The organism is Tsukamurella pseudospumae, from assembly GCF_001575205.1.
GTDB lineage: Bacteria > Actinomycetota > Actinomycetes > Mycobacteriales > Mycobacteriaceae > Tsukamurella > Tsukamurella pseudospumae.
This window is the reverse complement of sequence record NZ_LSRE01000049.1, coordinates 21402-38337: the sequence shown is the minus strand read 5'-3', so window position 1 is coordinate 38337 and position 16936 is coordinate 21402. Positions and strand designations below refer to the sequence as shown.

17 protein-coding genes are annotated in these 16936 nt (G+C 71.9%); 11 read left to right on the top strand and 6 right to left on the bottom strand.

The features are described 5' to 3' along the window. Positions 1-22 precede the first annotated feature (22 nt). The 8 genes from AXK61_RS20200 (at position 23) to AXK61_RS20165 (ending at position 7793) form a co-directional block, all read left to right on the top strand. On the top strand, positions 23-505 hold the full coding sequence (locus AXK61_RS20200; protein WP_068569878.1) for a cation:proton antiporter regulatory subunit: 483 nt from the start codon (positions 23-25) through the stop codon (positions 503-505). After that, the gene (locus AXK61_RS20195; protein ID WP_068746850.1) at positions 502-1713 is read left to right on the top strand and encodes a cation:proton antiporter; all 1212 of its coding nucleotides are present in this window, start codon (positions 502-504) and stop codon (positions 1711-1713) included. The genes AXK61_RS20200 and AXK61_RS20195 overlap by 4 nt, the downstream gene beginning before the upstream one ends. Positions 1714-2029: 316 nt before the next feature. Continuing rightward, a complete protein-coding gene (mihF, locus tag AXK61_RS20190) occupies positions 2030-2344 on the top strand; it encodes an integration host factor, actinobacterial type (protein ID WP_068569137.1) in 315 nt (104 codons plus the stop codon). Positions 2345-2351: 7 nt separating this feature from the next. Next, entirely contained in the window at positions 2352-2948 is a 597-nt protein-coding gene (gene gmk, locus AXK61_RS20185) for a guanylate kinase (protein ID WP_082777724.1), read from the top strand. 48 nt (positions 2949-2996) lie between these two features. Next, the gene (rpoZ, locus tag AXK61_RS20180; RefSeq protein ID WP_068520856.1) at positions 2997-3269 is read left to right on the top strand and encodes a DNA-directed RNA polymerase subunit omega; all 273 of its coding nucleotides are present in this window, start codon (positions 2997-2999) and stop codon (positions 3267-3269) included. Between the two features lie 12 nt (positions 3270-3281). Further along, positions 3282-4520: a bifunctional phosphopantothenoylcysteine decarboxylase/phosphopantothenate--cysteine ligase CoaBC gene (coaBC, locus tag AXK61_RS20175; RefSeq protein ID WP_068746849.1), complete on the top strand. Its 1239-nt coding sequence runs from the start codon at positions 3282-3284 to the stop codon at positions 4518-4520. A gap of 43 nt (positions 4521-4563) precedes the next feature. Next, on the top strand, positions 4564-5787 hold the full coding sequence (gene metK, locus AXK61_RS20170; protein WP_068746848.1) for a methionine adenosyltransferase: 1224 nt from the start codon (positions 4564-4566) through the stop codon (positions 5785-5787). A 14-nt stretch (positions 5788-5801) separates the two neighbouring features. Next, positions 5802-7793 carry a primosomal protein N' gene (locus tag AXK61_RS20165; protein ID WP_231855617.1) on the top strand — a complete coding sequence of 664 codons (1992 nt, stop codon included), beginning with the start codon at positions 5802-5804 and terminating at the stop codon, positions 7791-7793. A 38-nt stretch (positions 7794-7831) separates the two neighbouring features. On the opposite strand, the gene AXK61_RS20160 is transcribed toward AXK61_RS20165, so the two are convergent. Beyond that, on the bottom strand, positions 7832-8503 hold the full coding sequence (locus AXK61_RS20160) for a TetR/AcrR family transcriptional regulator (RefSeq protein WP_156485768.1): 672 nt from the start codon (positions 8501-8503) through the stop codon (positions 7832-7834). Positions 8504-8566: 63 nt separating this feature from the next. Here AXK61_RS20160 and AXK61_RS20155 point away from each other — a divergent pair, with 63 nt between their 5' ends. After that, positions 8567-9139, top strand: coding sequence for an ester cyclase (locus AXK61_RS20155; protein ID WP_068746907.1), 573 nt, complete (start codon positions 8567-8569; stop codon positions 9137-9139). Between the two features lie 14 nt (positions 9140-9153). Here AXK61_RS20155 and AXK61_RS20150 read toward each other — a convergent pair whose 3' ends face one another. Further along, positions 9154-9462, bottom strand: coding sequence for a hypothetical protein (locus AXK61_RS20150; protein WP_068746846.1), 309 nt, complete (start codon positions 9460-9462; stop codon positions 9154-9156). 107 nt (positions 9463-9569) lie between these two features. On the opposite strand from AXK61_RS20150, the gene AXK61_RS20145 reads away from it, so the two are divergent. Continuing rightward, positions 9570-11390, top strand: coding sequence for a neutral/alkaline non-lysosomal ceramidase N-terminal domain-containing protein (locus tag AXK61_RS20145; RefSeq protein ID WP_068746845.1), 1821 nt, complete (start codon positions 9570-9572; stop codon positions 11388-11390). 15 nt (positions 11391-11405) lie between these two features. On the opposite strand, the gene AXK61_RS20140 is transcribed toward AXK61_RS20145, so the two are convergent. The 3 genes from AXK61_RS20140 to pdhA are packed head-to-tail and all read right to left on the bottom strand — an operon-like array spanning position 11406 to position 14839. Further along, positions 11406-12710: a dihydrolipoamide acetyltransferase family protein gene (locus AXK61_RS20140; RefSeq protein WP_068746844.1), complete on the bottom strand. Its 1305-nt coding sequence runs from the start codon at positions 12708-12710 to the stop codon at positions 11406-11408. Next, positions 12707-13711 (bottom strand): alpha-ketoacid dehydrogenase subunit beta, encoded by a 1005-nt coding sequence (locus tag AXK61_RS20135; protein ID WP_068569130.1) that lies wholly within the window; start codon positions 13709-13711, stop codon positions 12707-12709. The genes AXK61_RS20140 and AXK61_RS20135 overlap by 4 nt, the downstream gene beginning before the upstream one ends. Positions 13712-13714: 3 nt before the next feature. After that, positions 13715-14839 carry a pyruvate dehydrogenase (acetyl-transferring) E1 component subunit alpha gene (gene pdhA, locus AXK61_RS20130; RefSeq protein ID WP_068569129.1) on the bottom strand — a complete coding sequence of 375 codons (1125 nt, stop codon included), beginning with the start codon at positions 14837-14839 and terminating at the stop codon, positions 13715-13717. Positions 14840-14990: 151 nt separating this feature from the next. Here pdhA and AXK61_RS20125 point away from each other — a divergent pair, with 151 nt between their 5' ends. After that, on the top strand, positions 14991-15479 hold the full coding sequence (locus tag AXK61_RS20125) for an Lrp/AsnC family transcriptional regulator (RefSeq protein WP_068569128.1): 489 nt from the start codon (positions 14991-14993) through the stop codon (positions 15477-15479). Positions 15480-15540: 61 nt separating this feature from the next. On the opposite strand, the gene gdhA is transcribed toward AXK61_RS20125, so the two are convergent. Continuing rightward, positions 15541-16884: an NADP-specific glutamate dehydrogenase gene (gene gdhA, locus AXK61_RS20120; protein WP_068746843.1), complete on the bottom strand. Its 1344-nt coding sequence runs from the start codon at positions 16882-16884 to the stop codon at positions 15541-15543. Positions 16885-16936 lie beyond the last annotated feature (52 nt).

The following is a 16936-nucleotide window of genomic DNA, read 5'->3' as shown; positions in this document are numbered from 1 at the left end:
GATCGGGTCTATGGTCGGATCCGTGAACGTCGATGTGACACCGCTGCCGGGCATCGGAGTGCGTAAGGACTTCGAGCTGACCACCGGCAGGCGGGTGGGGGTCGTGGCGCACCGCGACGGCACCGTCGAACTGTTCCTGTCGGAACGCGACGATCCGGACGCCTGTGCGGCCCAGGTCCCACTGACCGGTGAGGAGGCGAGTGTCCTCGCCAACCTTCTGGGTGCGCCGCAGCTGGTCAATCAGCTGCGCGCGGAGCAGCGCGAGCTCGAGGGCATCAACACCCGACAGCTGCCGATCCTCGCCGGCTCGCCCTACGACGGGCGGACCCTGGGGGAGACCCAGATGCGGACGCGGACGAAGGTCTCGCTCGTCGCGGTGATGCGCGCCGGTGAGGTGCAGCCCTCGCCCGGGCCGGAGTTCGTGTTCACCGCGGGGGACCTACTGGTCGTGGTCGGCACCACGCAGGGCATCGAGGCCGCCGCGCAGATCCTGACGAACGGGTGACCCTCCACCTCGACGAGAACACGGTCGCCCTGATCGAGCTCGGCGCGATCTTCTTCGCCCTCGGGTTCCTGGGCCGCGCCGCGAGCCGGTTCGGGATCTCGCCCATCCCGCTCTACCTGATCGGCGGCCTCGCCTTCGGCGTCGGCGGAGTGATCCCGCTGGGGGAGGCTTCCGACTTCAGCCACGTCGCCGGAGAGATCGGCGTGGTCCTCCTGCTCCTGATGCTCGGGCTGGAGTACACCGCCACCGAGCTGATCACCGGGATGCGACAGTCCTGGCTGGCCGGTGTGCTCGACATCGTGCTCAACGCGACCCCGGGCGCGATCGTGGCGCTCGTCCTCGGCTGGGGGCCGACGGGGGCGCTGGTCCTGGCCGGTGTCACCTACATCTCGTCGTCGGGCATCGCGGCCAAGGTGCTCAGCGATCTCGGGCGGTTGGGCAACCGCGAGACGCCGGTGGTGCTGTCGGTTCTCGTGTTCGAGGATCTGGCGATGGCGGTGTACCTGCCGATCCTGACGGCGATCCTGGCCGGCCTCGGTCTCGTGGGCGAGGTGGAGGCGGTGACGATCGCGGTGGTGGTCGTGGGGGTCGTGCTGATCTCGGCGGTGCGCTACGGGCACCGGGTGTCCGCGCTGGTCTACAGCGAGGACCGCGAGGTCTTCCTTCTGGGGCTGATCGGCGCGGCGCTCCTGGTGGCCGGTGTCGCGTCCGCGCTGCAGGTGTCCGCGGCCGTGGGGGCGTTCCTCCTCGGCATCGCGATCTCGGGCTCGATCGCGCACGAGGCGACGCGGCTGCTGGAGCCGCTGCGGGACCTGTTCGCGGCGCTCTTCTTCGTGGTCTTCGGCCTGAACACCGATCCGCGGTCGATCCCACCCGTGCTGGGGTGGGCCGTACTGCTCGCGGTGGTCACCACCGTGACGAAGATCGCCACGGGATGGTGGGCCGCCGGCCGCATCGGGGTCCGGCGCATGGGCCGGGCCCGCGCGGGTGCCGCACTCGTCGCCCGCGGCGAGTTCTCGATCGTCATCGCCGGCTTGGCCGTCTCCGCCGGTGCCGTCGACGGACGGCTGGCGGCGCTCGCCACCACGTACGTACTGATCATGGCGGTGCTGGGGCCGATCATCGCTCGCGTGGTCGAGCCCGTCGTGCGCCTCGGCGAGCGGACGGTCCGCCGGGTCCGCCCGGGCGCGGCATCGTCGACGGGGTGACCGGGAACCGTCCGACACGCCCGGGCACGCCGGGAAGTGCAGGTATTTTCGCAGGTCACATGAGTTTCACCCGTCACATCGAAATATTGCGGTCGGTACGGTCCTACCGATCTGAAAGCATTGCGGGGCAACGGTTCTCGATTGCAACACTGGTGATCGGGTGGTGTTCTCGCCGCCGCCGTCGCGTGCCGCCTACATCACTGCCAAACCGCAGGTGAGAGGGGGGTGGGGTTCCCATGGTGAGCGAAACGTGGGTACCGTCGCAGGAGTCGCAAGTACGCGGCAAAGACGTACGTACATCGAAGACGGAGGAATCGTGGCCCTTCCCCAGTTGACCGACGAGCAGCGTGCCGCTGCTCTGGAGAAGGCAGCTGCCGCTCGCCGTGCCCGCGCAGAGCTGAAGAACCGGCTCAAGAGTGGCACCACCACCCTGCAGCAGGTGCTGAAGGACGCGGAGGCCGACGAGGTCATCGGCAAGATGAAGGTCTCGGCCCTGCTCGAGGCCCTGCCCAAGGTGGGCAAGGTCAAGGCGCAGGAGCTGATGACCGAGCTGGAGATCGCCCCCACGCGCCGTGTGCGCGGTCTGGGCGACCGGCAGCGCAAGGCGCTGCTCGAGAAGTTCTCCGCCTGACACATCAGTGTCCGGAGTAGTTCCCGCAGGCCGGAGGGGTCGACTGGTTGTACTGGTCGGCCCCTCCGCCGTCGGTAAGTCATCGGTGGTCGGCAGGCTCCGCAGTGAGGTGCCCGACCTGTTCTTCTCGGTGTCCGCCACCACGCGCGATCCGCGCCCCGGTGAGGTGGACGGCCGGGACTACCACTTCGTCGGCGACCACGGTTTCGACCGTCTGATCGCCGACGGCGACCTGCTCGAGTGGGCGGAGATCCACGGCGGCCTGCAGCGGTCCGGTACCCCGGCGGGCCCCGTGTACGAGGCCCTCGACGCCGGACGTCCCGTTCTCGTCGAGGTCGACCTCGCGGGCGCGGCCAGCGTGAAGGCGGCGTTGCCCGAGGCGCGGACCGTGTTCCTGAGCCCGCCCAGCTGGGACGAGCTGGAGCGCCGGCTGCGCGGACGGGGCACCGAGAGTGCCGAGAAGATCGCACGCCGGCTCGAGACCGCGAGGGCCGAGATGGCCACCCGCGACGACTACGACGCCGTCGTCGTCAACGACGACTTGGACCGAGCGGTGGGTGACTTGGTATCCTTACTGGTCGGCCCCGAATCGCCCCGCGCGTAGACTGGCCAGAGAAGCGAATTTCGTGAAGATCCGTAACGTAGGAGACGCGTGAGCACCACCACTGAGACCGTGTACGACCAGCCGCTCGGCATCACCAACCCGCCGATCGACGAGCTGCTCGAGCGCACCTCCTCGAAGTACGCCCTGGTGATCTACGCGGCCAAGCGCGCGCGTCAGATCAACGACTACTACAACAGCCTGTCGGACGGCATCCTCGAGTACGTCGGCCCGCTCGTCGAGCCGGGCCTGCACGAGAAGCCGCTGTCGATCGCCATGCGCGAGATCCACGAGGATCTCCTGGAGCACACCGAGGGCGAGTGAGCTGACGCGCCCATGATCATCGTCGGCGTCGGCGGCGGCATCGCTGCCTACAAGGCGTGCGCTCTGGTCCGGCATTTCACCGAACGCGGGCACGAGGTGCGGGTGATCCCCACCGAGTCTGCGCTCAAGTTCGTCGGTGCCGCGACCTTCGAGGCGTTGTCGGGTAACCCCGTCCAGACGGGGGTCTTCGAGTCGATCCCCGAGGTGCCGCACGTGCGCCTCGGGCAGTCGGCCGACCTCGTCGTGATCGCCCCGGCGACCGCCGACCTGATGGCGCGCGCCGCCCAGGGCCGCGCCGACGACCTGCTGACCGGCACCCTCCTCACCGCCCGTTGCCCGGTCGTCTTCGCTCCTGCGATGCACACCGAGATGTGGGAGCACCCCGCCACCCGGGCCAATGTCGCGACCCTGCGCGAGCGCGGTGCCGTCGTGATCGAGCCGGCCTCCGGCCGGCTCACCGGGAAGGACACCGGCGCCGGCCGGCTGCCCGAGCCCGACGAGATCGGCGCCCTCGCCGACGTCCTGTTGGAGCACCCGGGCGCGCTGAACCGCGACCTCGAGGGCCGGAAGGTCGTCGTCTCCGCCGGCGGCACCAAGGAGGCGCTCGACCCGGTCCGCTACCTCACCAACCGCAGCTCGGGCAAGCAGGGCTATGCGCTGGCCCGGCTCGCGGCACAGCGCGGCGCCCGGGTCGTCCTCGTCGCGGGCAACACCATCGGCCTGGCGGATCCGCCCGCGGTCGAGGTGGTGCGCATCGCCTCGGCACTCGACCTGCAGTCCGCGATGGCCGAGCACGCCGCCGCAGCCGACCTCGTGATCATGGCCGCCGCGGTCGCGGACTACCGCCCCGCCGAGGTCGCCACCACGAAGCTCAAGAAGGGCGCGGACGGCAAGAGCGAGGCGCTCGAATCGATCACGATGGTCGAAAACCCGGACGTGCTCGCCGGGCTGGTCGCCGCGCGGCGTGACGGCGGGCTGCGGGCCGACGCGGTCATCGTCGGATTCGCGGCCGAGACGGGCGACGCCGGCGGCACGGTTCTGGACTACGGCCGGGCCAAGCTGCAGCGCAAGGGATGCGACCTCCTGGTCCTCAACGCGGTGGGCGACGGTCGGGCGTTCGAGGTCGACGAGAACTCCGGTTGGCTCCTGGGCGCGGACGGCGGCGAGAGCGCGCTGCCGCTCGGATCGAAGTCCGCCATGGCCGCGCGCATACTGGATGCGGCGTCCGCCCGGTTGGGCCCCGCCCGCTAGATTTCTTCTGACATCGCAAACTCCATCGAGAGGACCTTCGACAGTGGCTTCCGGATTCGCCAATTCCGCCCATCGCCTGTTCACCAGCGAGTCGGTCACCGAGGGGCACCCGGACAAGATCTGTGACGCGATCTCGGACTCGATCCTCGACGCGCTGCTCGCGGAGGACCCGGCGTCGCGCGTCGCCGTCGAGACCCTGGTGACCACCGGTCAGGTGCACGTCGCGGGCGAGGTCACCACCTCGGCGTACGCGGACATCCCGCACATCGTGCGCGACAAGGTGCTGGAGATCGGGTACGACAGCTCGGCCAAGGGCTTCGACGGCAACTCCTGCGGCGTGAACATCGCGATCGGCGCGCAGAGCCCCGAGATCGCGCAGGGCGTCGACCGCGCCTACGAGCACCGCGTCGACGGCGCCGTGGACGAGATCGACGCGCAGGGCGCGGGCGATCAGGGCCTGATGTTCGGCTACGCGTGCTCGGACACGCCCGAGCTGATGCCGCTCCCGATCTCGCTGGCGCACCGCCTCTCGCGCCGGCTGACCGAGGTCCGCAAGAACGGCACGCTTCCCTACCTGCGGCCCGACGGCAAGACCCAGGTCACCATCGAGTACGCGGGCGAGCAGCCGGTGCGACTCGACACCGTCGTCATCTCCAGCCAGCACGCGGCCGACATCGACATCGACGCGATGCTGACCCCGGACCTGCGCGGCCACGTGCTCGATTCGGTGATCGCCGAGTTGAACCTGCCGAGCCTGGACACCTCGGACGTGCGGCTGCTGGTGAACCCCACCGGCAAGTTCGTGCTCGGCGGCCCCATGGGCGATGCGGGCCTGACCGGCCGCAAGATCATCGTCGACACCTACGGCGGCATGGCCCGTCACGGCGGCGGCGCGTTCTCCGGCAAGGATCCGTCGAAGGTGGACCGGTCGGCCGCGTACGCGATGCGGTGGGTGGCGAAGAACGCCGTCGCCGCTGAGCTCGCGGAGCGGATCGAGGTCCAGGTGGCGTACGCGATCGGCAAGGCCGCCCCGGTCGGCCTGTTCGTCGAGACCTTCGGCACCGAGAAGATCGACCCGGCCAAGATCCAGCAGGCGATCACCGAGGTGTTCGACCTGCGCCCGCGCGCGATCATCAACGAGCTGGACCTGATGCGCCCGATCTACGCGCCGACGGCGGCGTACGGGCACTTCGGCCGCACCGACATCGACCTGCCGTGGGAGCACACCGACCGGGTGGACGCGCTGCGCACCGCGGCGGGCCTCTGACAGAGCCCGCCGGCGTGAGCGGACTCGGCCCCGCCGAGGCGGCTCAGGCCGCCGTCGAACTCCCGATCGCTCGGGTGCTGCCCCTCCTGCAGGTCAGTCACCTCGATCGGGAGTTCGACTATCTGGTCCCGCCCGAGCTCGCCGAGACGGCGCAGCCGGGGGTCCGCGTCCGCGTGCGCTTCTCCGGCCGACTCGTCGACGGCTACCTGCTCGAGCGGCTTCCGCGCACCGAGCACGAGGGCAGGCTCGCCACGCTGGACCGGGTCGTCTCGCCGCTGCCGGTGCTGACGCCGGCGGTGCTGCGGCTGGTCACGGAGGTCGCCGCGCGATACGCCGGCACCCGCGCCGACGTGCTGCGGCTCGCGATCCCGCCCCGGCACGCCCGCGTCGAGAAGACGCTCCTGGAGCAGGACGTCGTCGAATCCGTGCGACCCGTGGCGCCGGACGGTGCGCTCGCCGAGTACACCCACGGCGCGCAGTTCGCCGCGGCGGCGGTCGGCGGCAGATCGCCGCGTGCGATCTGGCAGGCGCTGCCCGGCGAGGATTGGGCGGCGCGGCTCGCCGAGCTCACGGCGACCGTCGTGGCCGCGGGCCGCACGGCCCTGCTGATCGTTCCCGACCAGACCGACCTTGACCGCCTGGCGGCGGCGTGCGTCCACCTGGCCCCCGCGGTGCTGGCGGCGGGGCTGGGGCCGTCGGCGCGGTACCGGCGCTGGCTCCTCGCGCGGCTCGGCCGCACCCGGGTGGTGATCGGCACGCGCAGCGCCGCCTTCGCGCCCCTGCCGGACCTGGGCCTGATCGCGCTGTGGGACGACGGCGACGAGTCGCTGATCGAGCCCCGCGCGCCCTATCCGCACACCCGCGAGGTGCTCGCGCTGCGCGCGCACCAGGAGAGTGCGGCGTTGGTGATCGGCGGTTTCGCCCGGACCCCGGAGTCGCAGGCGCTGGTGGACGCGGGGTGGGCCGCGGAGATCACGGCGCCGCGCGAGCTGGTTCGGCAACGCTCACCGCGCATCGTGGGCGTGGCGGACTCCGACGTCGCCCTGGCGCGCGACCCGCTGGCCCGCTCCGCGCGGCTGCCCGCGGCCGCGTTCGCCGCAGCGCGCACGGCGCTGGACGCCGACCGTCCGGTACTGGTGCAGGTGCCCCGTCGGGGCTACGCGCCCGCGCTGTCGTGTGATCGGTGTCGGACGCCCGCCCGGTGTCGACGGTGCCACGGTCCGCTCGAGCAGGCGTCCGGCGGGACGCTCCGCTGCCGGTGGTGCGCGCAGGCCGATGCCGCGTACCGGTGCCCGGCGTGCGGCGGCACCACGATGCGGGCGGTGATCGTGGGTGCGATGCGGACCGCCGAGGAGCTGGGGCGCGCCTTCCCGGGGGTGGTCGTGGCGACCTCGGGCGGGGAGTCCGTGCTGACGGAGACGACGGCGGACCGTCGGATCGTGGTGGCCACGCCGGGCGCCGAGCCCGTGGTGGAGGGCGGCTACGGGGCGGCGCTCCTGCTCGACGGCTGGCTGCTGCTGGGCCGGGCCGACCTGCGGGCCGGGGAGGAGACGCTGCGCCGGTGGATGAACGCCACGGCGCTGGTCGCCGAGGACGGCACGGTGGTGTGCGGCGCGGACGCGGGCATCCCCGCTGTGCAGGCGCTGATCCGTTGGGACGCCGCGGGTTTCGCCGCATCGGAGCTCGCCGAGCGGGCCGATGTGGGGTTCCCGCCCGCGACGCACCTCGCAGTGCTCGACGGTGCCGAGGCCGACGTCCTCGCCCTCGCGGAGGCGGCCGCTCTACCCGACGGTGCCGAGGTGCTCGGCCCCGTCGACCTACCGCCCGGCGTCCGGGTCCCGGGCGCCCCCGACGACGGTCCGCCGCCGCGGCGGCTCCTGGTCCGGGTCGCGAGGCGGGACGGGCGTGCGCTCGCGCGGGCGTTGTTCTTGGCCCAGGTGGGCCGGAGCCTGCGCCGTGAGGGTGATCCCGTGCGGATCCAGATCGATCCGCTGCGGATCGGATAGGCGCGGTCCCGGCGTGAGCGGTCGGCGGACGACGGCGCTCAGCGCGCCTCGGGCATGCGGCCGCGCACCGCGCCGATCGAGAGCGCGATCATGTACTCGAACTCGGCCTCGGGGTCGAACCGGGCGAGGTCGCCCGCGACGGCCTGGACGGCGGGCCAGCCGCTCCCGCCGAACGCCGCCTCGCGCGAGGCGATCGCGGCCTCGTCGTAGTCGGTGCCCGTCTCCAGCTCGCGCTGCAGGGTTCCGATGAGGAGCGCCAGCAGGCTGCGCATCATGTGCACCGCCTCGCCGGGCCCGAAGCCCGCGGTCAGGAGGACGTGGAGGATCGACTCCGCGGGCGCGAAGGCGGCGAGGGTGTGGGGCGGTCTCGTGAGGACGAGCGGTGCCGCCCGGGGATGCGCGAGTGCCGCTGCGCGGAAGGCGTACGCGATGCCCGCGAGGTCGGCGTCGAGGTCACCGGTCGGGACGTGCGCGTCGATCGAGGTGAGGATCGCGTCCGCGACCGCGTCCATCAGGTCCTCCTTGTCGCGGACGTGGTTGTAGAGGCTCTTCGGGTCGACGCCCAGTTGCTTGGCGACGGAGCGCATGCCGGTGGCCGCGATGCCGTGCTCGTCGATCTGCCCGAGCGCGATGCGCACGATCACGTCGCGGGTCAGCCGCGGCGCGCCCAGGGCGGGACGCCCGCGACGGGGCGGCGGCGGTGTGCTCATGAGGACATCATTCCTCATGTTTGCGATGTCTATTTAATCCACGGTGTGGGTAAGATGATGGGCATGATCGCCCACAGCTCCCGCTTCGTGATGCCGCCCGCGTCCGTGCTCCGAGCGCGCGAGAAGCTCGTGCTCGACCACTTCCACGACGAGGTGCGCCAGGACTGGGACGCCACGCTGTCGACCTTCCCACACCCGCACTACGAGCTCGTCGCGCAGATGACGGTGCACGACGGCGACGAGGAGGTGCGGGACTACTACGCCGACACCCGCATCGCGTTCCCCGATCAGGATCACGAGCTGATCGCGCTGCGGCACAGCGTGGACGCGGTCATCGTCGAGTTCTGGCTGCTCGGCACCCAGCGCGGGCCGCTCGGCGCGATCCCGCCCACCGGCGCGCGGCACCGCACGCGGATGACCGCGTACTTCGTCTTCGACGAGGAGGAGAACCTCGTCGCCGAGCGGATCTACTTCGACCAGCTGACGATCCTCCGGCAACTGATCGGCGGGCTGAACCTGCGCAGTCCGTCGGGCCTGATCACGCTCGGGAAGGTGCTGTTCGGGGCACTGCGGATGTCCGGGCGGGAGCCGGACGCCCGGCTCGCGCGGACCGTCCCGCCCGAGCTCGAGGACTGACCCGGGCCAGGGCGCTACTCCGCCCCGTCCTCGGTGAACGCGGCGATGGCCTCCTCGGCGGTCACGGTCTCGGGGTCCGACCGCGGCTCGCCCGCGCCCTCGGGTGCGGCAGTGGGTTCGATCGGCTCGGAGGCGGATTCGGGCGGGGCCGTGGGCTCCGCCGGATCGGCGGCACCCTCGGGAGCGGTGCCGACCTCGCGCGGGGAGTCCCCGGTCTCGATGGTCGCGGTGGGTGTCGAGGCCCCGTCGTCCTCCGCGGCGGCGAGTCCGGTGCCGGCGACGGAGATGGCCATGGTGGCGAGGATGGCTGCGAGAATGCGCATATCGATGTCCTGATGTCGTTCGCGGCTGAGGCGACCGTTCCTTCATCGCTCCGGCCACGCTACGCCGGACGGCGATCCGCCGCAGGCCGGGCACTAACCTCGTGGGCATGAGCGGAGCGGGGCTGCGTGCGGGCTGGGCGAAGACGGACATCACGGGCGAGCCGTGGGGCGTGGGCCTGATGGGGTACGGGATGCCGGGGCAGCGCGGACGGGGCCTGCTCACCCGGCAGTGGGCCCGCGCCTTCGTCGTCGCGACCTCCTCGCATCGGGTGGCCTTCGTCGTCGCGGACATCGGCATGTTCTTCCAGGCGGCGGTCGACGAGATCACCGACCGGCTCGCCACCGCGACCGGAGGCCGGCTGTCCGCCGAGAACGTCGTGCTCACGGCGACGCACACGCACTGCGGCCCCGGCGGTCACGGCCGGCACCGGCTCTACAACATCACGACCCTCGGGCACCATCGCCGGACCTTCCACCGGCTCGTCGACGGCGTGGTCCGGGCCGTCCTCGACGCCGAGGCCGCGCTCGCGCCCGCGGACCTCTCGCTCGCGCGCGGCGAGCTGCACGACGCCTCCGTCAACCGCAGCGCGAGCTCCTTCGACCGCAACCCCGACCGAGACCGGCTTCCCGGGCGCATCGACCCCGCGGTGACCCTGCTGCGCATCGAGCGCGACGGTGAACTCCGTGCGGCGATCGACTGGTTCGCGGTGCACTGCACCTCCATGGGCAACGGCAACCGCCTGATCAGTTCCGACAACAAGGGCCGGGCGGCGTCGGCGTGGGAGGCGCGGGAGCGCGATCGCGTGCCGGACTTCGTGAGCGCGTTCGCCCAGACCAATGCCGGCGACATGTCGCCGAACCTCGGTGGCAGTGCCGGACACGGGCCCACCGACGACGAGCGAGACAACACCGCGGAGATCGCCCGCCGCCAGCTCGAGGCGGCCCGCGCCCTGGCCGCGGGGCCGGGCCGGTCGCTGGCGCCGATCGTCGACCACCGGCTCACCTACGTCGACTTCGGTGCCGCGCACACCGTCTCGGGTCCGACGGGGCGTGCCGTCCTCGGCGCCGCCTTCGCCGCAGGCACCTCCGACGGGCTGGGCGCGACCGTCTTCCAGCAGGGCCTGGGCAACCGGGTCGGCGCGATCAGCCGGGCGCTGTACCGGCGAGACCCCGTCCTCGCGGCCCAGCAGGCGCCGAAGGAGATGCTGCTGCCGGTCGGCGCGGTGGGCTGGGTGCAGGAATGCCTGCCGGTGCAGCTGATCCGGCTGGGTGAGCTGCACCTGCTGTGCCTGCCCATGGAGGTCACGGTCACGGCGGGCGCGCGGCTGCGGGACGCGGTCGCCGCGGCGGCCGGGATCGACGCGGGCGACGTGCTGGTCCAGGGCTACGCGAACGGGTACGGCCACTACCTGACGACGCCGGAGGAGTACGACGCTCAGCGTTACGAGGCCGGGGCCACCGTGTTCGGTCGCAATCAGCTGGCCGCCGTGAGCGAGACGGCGTCCCGGCTCGCCGCGGACCTCGCAGCCGGCCGGCCCAGCGAGCCCTGCACGCCCCCGGCGCGGCAGCGCGCCGGGCGGTTCGGGTCACCGTCGGGCTCGACGGTGCTCAGTCGACCCCGCCCGATCCGGGTGGCGGCCGTGCGCACGCCGGAGCCGGGCGGGCGGCTCACCGTCGACTTCGACTGCCCGCACCCGAACCGCGTGATCCCGGACAGCTACGCGCGCGTCGAACGGCGCGACGGTGACCGCTGGGTCCCGATCGCCGACGACGACTCGCCGTCCACCGAGATCTCCTGGGAACGCCGGGGATCGGCGTTCACCGCGAGGGTGGCCGTCGACCTCCGCGGGCGCGCCGGGCTGTACCGGGTGGGCTACGCCGAGGCCGTTCCCGGCCGGTACACGTGGGCACTCGTGCGGGTGGACTGAGCGCCGCGGCCCGGCTCAGAGGTGGGCCAGTGCTCTGACCGGGTCCTCCACGTAGTCCGCGAACAGTCGCAGGAAACCGCCGGCCTCGCCGCCGTCGCACACGCGGTGATCGAAGGACAGCGACACCTGTGCCACCTTGCGCACGGCGACCTCGCCGCCGATCACCCACGGCCGGTCGATGATCCGGCCGATCCCGAGGATCGCCGCCTCGGGGTGGTTGATGATCGGCGTGGAGCCGTCGACGCCGAACACGCCGTAGTTGTTGAGAGTGAAGGTGCCGCCGGTGAGTCGGCCCGGCGGCAGCTTCCCGTCGCGGGCGAGCGCCGTGGTCTCCGAGAGCCGCTGTGCGAGTTCGACCGTGGTCAGGGTGTCCGCGTCGGCGAGCACCGGCACCACCAGTCCGCGCGGGGTCTGCGCGGCGATCCCGAGGTGCACACGACCGTACTGGACGATCCGCCGGCGCCCGAGATCGACGGATGCGTTGAGCTGCGGGTAGCGGCGCAGCGCCGCCACTGTGAGGCGGGCGAGCAGCGCCAGCAGGCTCACCCGGTCCGCCTCGGGCAGCGCCGCATTCATCGCCGCCCGCGCGGCCAGCAGCTCGGTGGCGTCGACGTCGACCCACGTGGTGGCGTCGGGGATCTCGCGGCGGCTCGTGCTCAACTTGTCCGCCACGGCCTTCCGGATGCCGTTGAGCGGGATGTGGACGTCGCTGCGGGTACCGGGCGTCGACGCTGCCGTGGTCGCCGGTGCCTCCCGCTCGGCGAGGGCCGCGTCGACGTCCGCGCGCCGGATCACGCCGCCCACGCCCGTCGCGCGCACCGTCGCCAGGTCGATTCCGTGCTCGCGAGCCAGGGCGCGCACGACGGGGGAGATGACCCGCACGGCCGAGGGCGTCGACGGTGCCGGGGCGGGCGTAGCCGCCGGGCGCGGCGATGCCGAGACGGTACGGCCGGTGGGCGCGACGCGTCGCCGCCGGACGGGCTCGTCCGCGCTCGTGCCGTACCCGATGAGGACGTTGCCGGAGGCACCGTCGGTGCTCGGGACGTCGGGTGTGCGCGCGGGGGTTCCGGAGCTCTCCGTGCCGTCGCCGACGGCGATGAGCGGCTCGCCGACGCGCAGGACGTCGCCGGGTCCGCCGTGCAGCGCTACGACGGTGCCCGCGTAGGGGACCGGCACCTCGACCGCCGCCTTGGCGGTCTCCACCTCGACGACCACCTGGTCGACGGTCACGGTGTCGCCCACGGCGACCCGCCAGGACAGGATCTCGGCCTCGGTCAGTCCCTCGCCGAGGTCGGGGAGCAGGAACACCTTCTCGCTCATGCGGACACCGTCCAGCGGGGATCCACCTGATCGTCCCACTGCAGCCGGTCCACGGTATCCAGGATCCGGTCCACACCGGGCAGATGCAGGCGCTCGAGCTTCGGCGGGGGATAGGGGATGTCGAGTCCGCTCACGCGGAGCACGGGGGCGTGCAGGTGATGGAAGCACCGCTCCTGCACGCGGGCCGCGATCTCGGCGCCGACGCCGGCGAATCCCTGCGCCTCCTGCACCACAACGCACCGGCCCGTCCGCCGGACCGAGGCGGCCACGGTCGCGTCGTCGAAGGGCACGAGGGTGCGCAGATCGATCACCTCGAGTGAGCGCCCGTCCTCGGCGGCCGCCTTCGCGGCGTCGAGAGCGACCCCGACCGACGGGCCGTAGGAGATGAGCGTCGCGTCGGTCCCGGCCCGCCGCACCTCCGCCCTGCCCAGCGGCTCGCCGATCGTGAGATCGGTGTCCTCCGAGGCGAAGTAGAGCCGCTTGGGCTCGAGGAAGACGACGGGATCCGGATCGTCGATCGCCCGCCGCAGCAGCGTGTAGGCGTCGCCGACCGTCGCGGGCGCGGCCACCTTCAGCCCGGGCGTGTGGACGTAGTAGGCCTCGCTGGAATCGCAGTGGTGCTCGACGCCGCCGATGCCGCCCGCGTAGGGCACGCGGATCACCATCGGCACGGCCAGCGCGCCGCGAGTCCGATTGCGCAGCTTGGCGACGTGGGAGACGATCTGTTCGAAGGCGGGATAGGCGAAGGCGTCGAACTGCATCTCGACCACCGGTTTGAACCCCGCCATGGTCATGCCGACGGCGAAGCCGATGATCCCCGACTCGGCGAGCGGGGTGTCGAAGCAGCGGTCGGCGCCGAACTCGCGGGTCAGACCGTCGGTGACGCGGAAGACGCCGCCCAGCGTGCCCACGTCCTCGCCGAACACGACCACGTTCGGATCGGCGGCGAGCGCGTCCCGCAGGGCGGTGTTGAGCGCCTGGGCCATGGTGTGACGCGGCATGGTTCAGTCCTCCCGGGAAGCTGCTGCGGCGGCGAGCTCCGCCTCGACGAGTGCCTGCTGCTCCCGCAGTTGGGGTGTGGGCTCGGCGTACACGTGCCGGAACAGGTCCGCGGGATCGACGGGGCGGTCCGCGTTCATCCGCTCCCGCAGGTCCGCGGCGGCGGCCTCGGCCTCGTCGGCGACCGCGGCGACGAGGGCGTCGTCGATGCGGCCCCGCGCCCGCAGATGGGTCTCCAGCCGGGTGATCGGGTCGCGGCGGACCCACTCCTCGACCTCCGCGGTCGTGCGGTAGCGGGTCGCGTCGTCGGCGTTGGTGTGCGCGTCGATCCGGTACGTGTGGGCCTCCACGATGACGGGCCCGTTGCCCGAGCGGACGAAGTGCGCGGCCTCCTGCATCACGCCGAGCATCGCGATCGGGTCGTTCCCGTCGACCTGCTCGGAGCCGATGCCGTACCCGACGCCCTTGTGCGCCAGGCTCGGTGCGGCGGTCTGCCGCGAGAGCGGAACGCTGATCGCGAAGCCGTTGTTCTGCACCAGGAACACCACCGGTGCGTGGAACACGGCCGCGAAGTTGAGGGCCTCGTGGAAGTCGCCCTCGCTGGTGCCACCGTCGCCGCAGAGCGCGAGGGCGATCGTGTCGGTGCCGCGCAGGTGCTCGCCGTGCGCCACGCCCGCCGCGTGCAGCAGTTGCGTCGCGAGCGGGGTGCACTGCGGCGCCGTGCGCAGCGCCGCGGGGTCGTAGCCGCAGTGCCAATCACCCGCGAGAAGCGTCAGGACCTCGACGGGGTCCACGCCGCGGGCGGTCAGCGCCACGGAATCGCGGTAGGTCGGGAACAGCCAGTCGGTGGGCCGCAGGCACATGGCCGCCGCGATCTGGCAGGCGTCCTGCCCGTGCGAGGACGGGTACACCGCGAGGCGGCCCTGCTTGGTCAGCGCCGTGGCCTGCGCATCGAACCGCCGCCCGAGGACCATCCGCCGGTACATCTCGACCATGCGCTCGTCGTCGGGGTGGGGATAGCGCGCGTGCGAGTCGGTGAGTGCGCCCGCCTCGTCGAGGTACTGGACGGGCGTGTCCGCCGGAAGGAACTTCCGGTACCTCGGCTCGCCCGCGACATCGGTGGTGGTCACATCGTCCTCCGTTCTCGGCCTGTGACGAGGGTCTCACCGATGGACGGAGTTCTCACCGACGTCAGCCATCGCGAGACGATCGTCGTAGATTGATCACGAGATCGGACCATATGTCCGTGGGAGTGTCGGCGAGCGGGACGGAGTTGGACGGATGGCGGACGGTTCCCCGGAGCCCCGGTTGGACGAGTACGACCGGCGCATCCTGCACGTCCTCGCCGAGGACGGGCGGATCTCCATGCGCGCCCTCGCGGAGCGCGTGCACGTCTCCCGCGCCAACGCCTACGTGCGGGTCGAACGCCTCGAACGCGAGGGGGTGATCCGCGGCTACGGCGCCCGCATCGACCACGGCCGGGCCGGTCTCGGGACGTCCGCGTACATCGGTCTCTCGATCCGGCAGGACGGGTGGAAGCAGGTCGCCGCGCACCTGCGCGAACTGCCCTATGTGGAGCACTTCGCGCTGGTGGGCGGCGACTTCGATGTGCTCGTCCTGGTCCGGACCCCGGACAACGCCGCCCTCCGCGACGTCGTGCTCGTCGGGTTGCAGGCACTCGGCGGGGTGCGCGCCACCCGCACCTGGCTCGTCTTCGACGAGGCCGACGGTGCCGGCGCGCCGGGGCCCGGCGACGGCACCGTCGGGTAGGGCCCACGACCGTCGGGACGTGCCGCCGATGGCACCGCCGATGGCACCGTCCGGTGCGGGTCTAGACGACGCCCATCGCGAGCATGGCGTCCGCGACACGGATGAAGCCGGCGATGTTGGCGCCGGTGACGTAGTCGCCGGGGGAGCCGTACTCGTCGGCGGTCTCGAGGCAGCGGTCGTGGATGCCGCGCATGATGTGCGCGAGGCGGTCCTCGGTGTAGTCGAAGGACCACGAGTCGCGCGAGGCGTTCTGCTGCATCTCCAACGCGCTGGTCGCCACGCCGCCGGCATTGGCGGCCTTGCCCGGCGCGAAGGCCACGCCGGCATCGGAGAACAGTCGCACGGCGTCCGGGGTGCACGGCATGTTGGCGCCCTCGGCCACGTACGACGTGCCGTTCTTGATCAGCCGGTCGGCGGCGTCGCCGTCGAGTTCGTTCTGCGTGGCGCAGGGGAGCGCGATGTCGCAGGGCACGTCCCAGACCGAACCGCCCGGCACGAAGATCGCGCCGCGCTCGGCCGCGTAGACGTCGATCCGCTCACGGCGGCGCTCCTTGACGTCCTTGAGCAGCGAGAGGTCGATGCCCTTCTCGTCCACCACGTAGCCCGAGGAGTCGGAGCAGGCCACGACGGTGCCGCCGAGCTGCTCGACCTTCTCGGTGGCGTACACGGCCACGTTGCCGGAGCCCGACACCACGACGCGTTTGCCCTCGAAGGACTGGCCACGGGTCTTGAGCATCTCGTCGAGGAAGAAGACCGCGCCGTAGCCGGTCGCCTCGGTGCGCACCTGCGAGCCACCCCAGGTCAGCCCCTTGCCGGTGAGCACGCCCGACTCGTAGCGGTTGGTGATCCGCTTGTACTGGCCGAACAGGTAGCCGATCTCCCGGCCGCCCACGCCGATGTCACCGGCGGGCACATCGGTGTACTCGCCGATGTGCCGGTACAGCTCGGTCATGAACGACTGGCAGAAGCGCATGATCTCGCCGTCGCTGAGCCCCTTCGGATCGAAGTCCGAGCCGCCCTTGCCGCCGCCGATGGGCAGGCCCGTCAGCGAGTTCTTGAAGATCTGCTCGAAGCCGAGGAACTTGACGATGCCGAGGTACACCGACGGGTGGAACCGCAGGCCGCCCTTGTACGGGCCCAGCGCCGAGTTGAACTCGACGCGGAAGCCGCGGTTGAGCTGGACGTTGCCGTTGTCGTCCTGCCACGGGACCCGGAAGATGACCTGGCGTTCCGGCTCGCAGAGTCGGCGGATGACGGCCGCGTCGACGTACTCGGGGTGCTTCGTGACCACCGGCGCGAGGCTCTCGAGGACCTCTTTCGCAGCCTGGTGGAACTCGGTCTCGCCTGGATTCCGACGCAGCACTTCGCTGTACAGCTCGTCCAAGGTCGTTTCAGCGTGCGCCATCACACGTCCCTTCTCGCTCGTTGTCCGAAGTGTCGGACAATCGCCCGGACAG

Bases quoted from the DNA above. Each gene is read 5' to 3' on its own strand.
- coaBC (WP_068746849.1), top strand. From the start codon at position 3,282: ATGATCATCGTCGGCGTCGGCGGCGGCATCGCTGCCTACAAGGCGTGC.
- AXK61_RS20160 (WP_156485768.1), bottom strand. From the start codon at position 8,503: ATGAGCACACCGCCGCCGCCCCGTCGCGGGCGTCCCGCCCTGGGCGCG.
- AXK61_RS20155 (WP_068746907.1), top strand. From the start codon at position 8,567: ATGATCGCCCACAGCTCCCGCTTCGTGATGCCGCCCGCGTCCGTGCTC.
- AXK61_RS20150 (WP_068746846.1), bottom strand. From the start codon at position 9,462: ATGCGCATTCTCGCAGCCATCCTCGCCACCATGGCCATCTCCGTCGCC.
- AXK61_RS20145 (WP_068746845.1), top strand. From the start codon at position 9,570: ATGAGCGGAGCGGGGCTGCGTGCGGGCTGGGCGAAGACGGACATCACG.
- AXK61_RS20140 (WP_068746844.1), bottom strand. From the start codon at position 12,710: ATGAGCGAGAAGGTGTTCCTGCTCCCCGACCTCGGCGAGGGACTGACC.
- AXK61_RS20135 (WP_068569130.1), bottom strand. From the start codon at position 13,711: ATGCCGCGTCACACCATGGCCCAGGCGCTCAACACCGCCCTGCGGGAC.
- AXK61_RS20125 (WP_068569128.1), top strand. From the start codon at position 14,991: ATGGCGGACGGTTCCCCGGAGCCCCGGTTGGACGAGTACGACCGGCGC.
- gdhA (WP_068746843.1), bottom strand. From the start codon at position 16,884: ATGGCGCACGCTGAAACGACCTTGGACGAGCTGTACAGCGAAGTGCTG.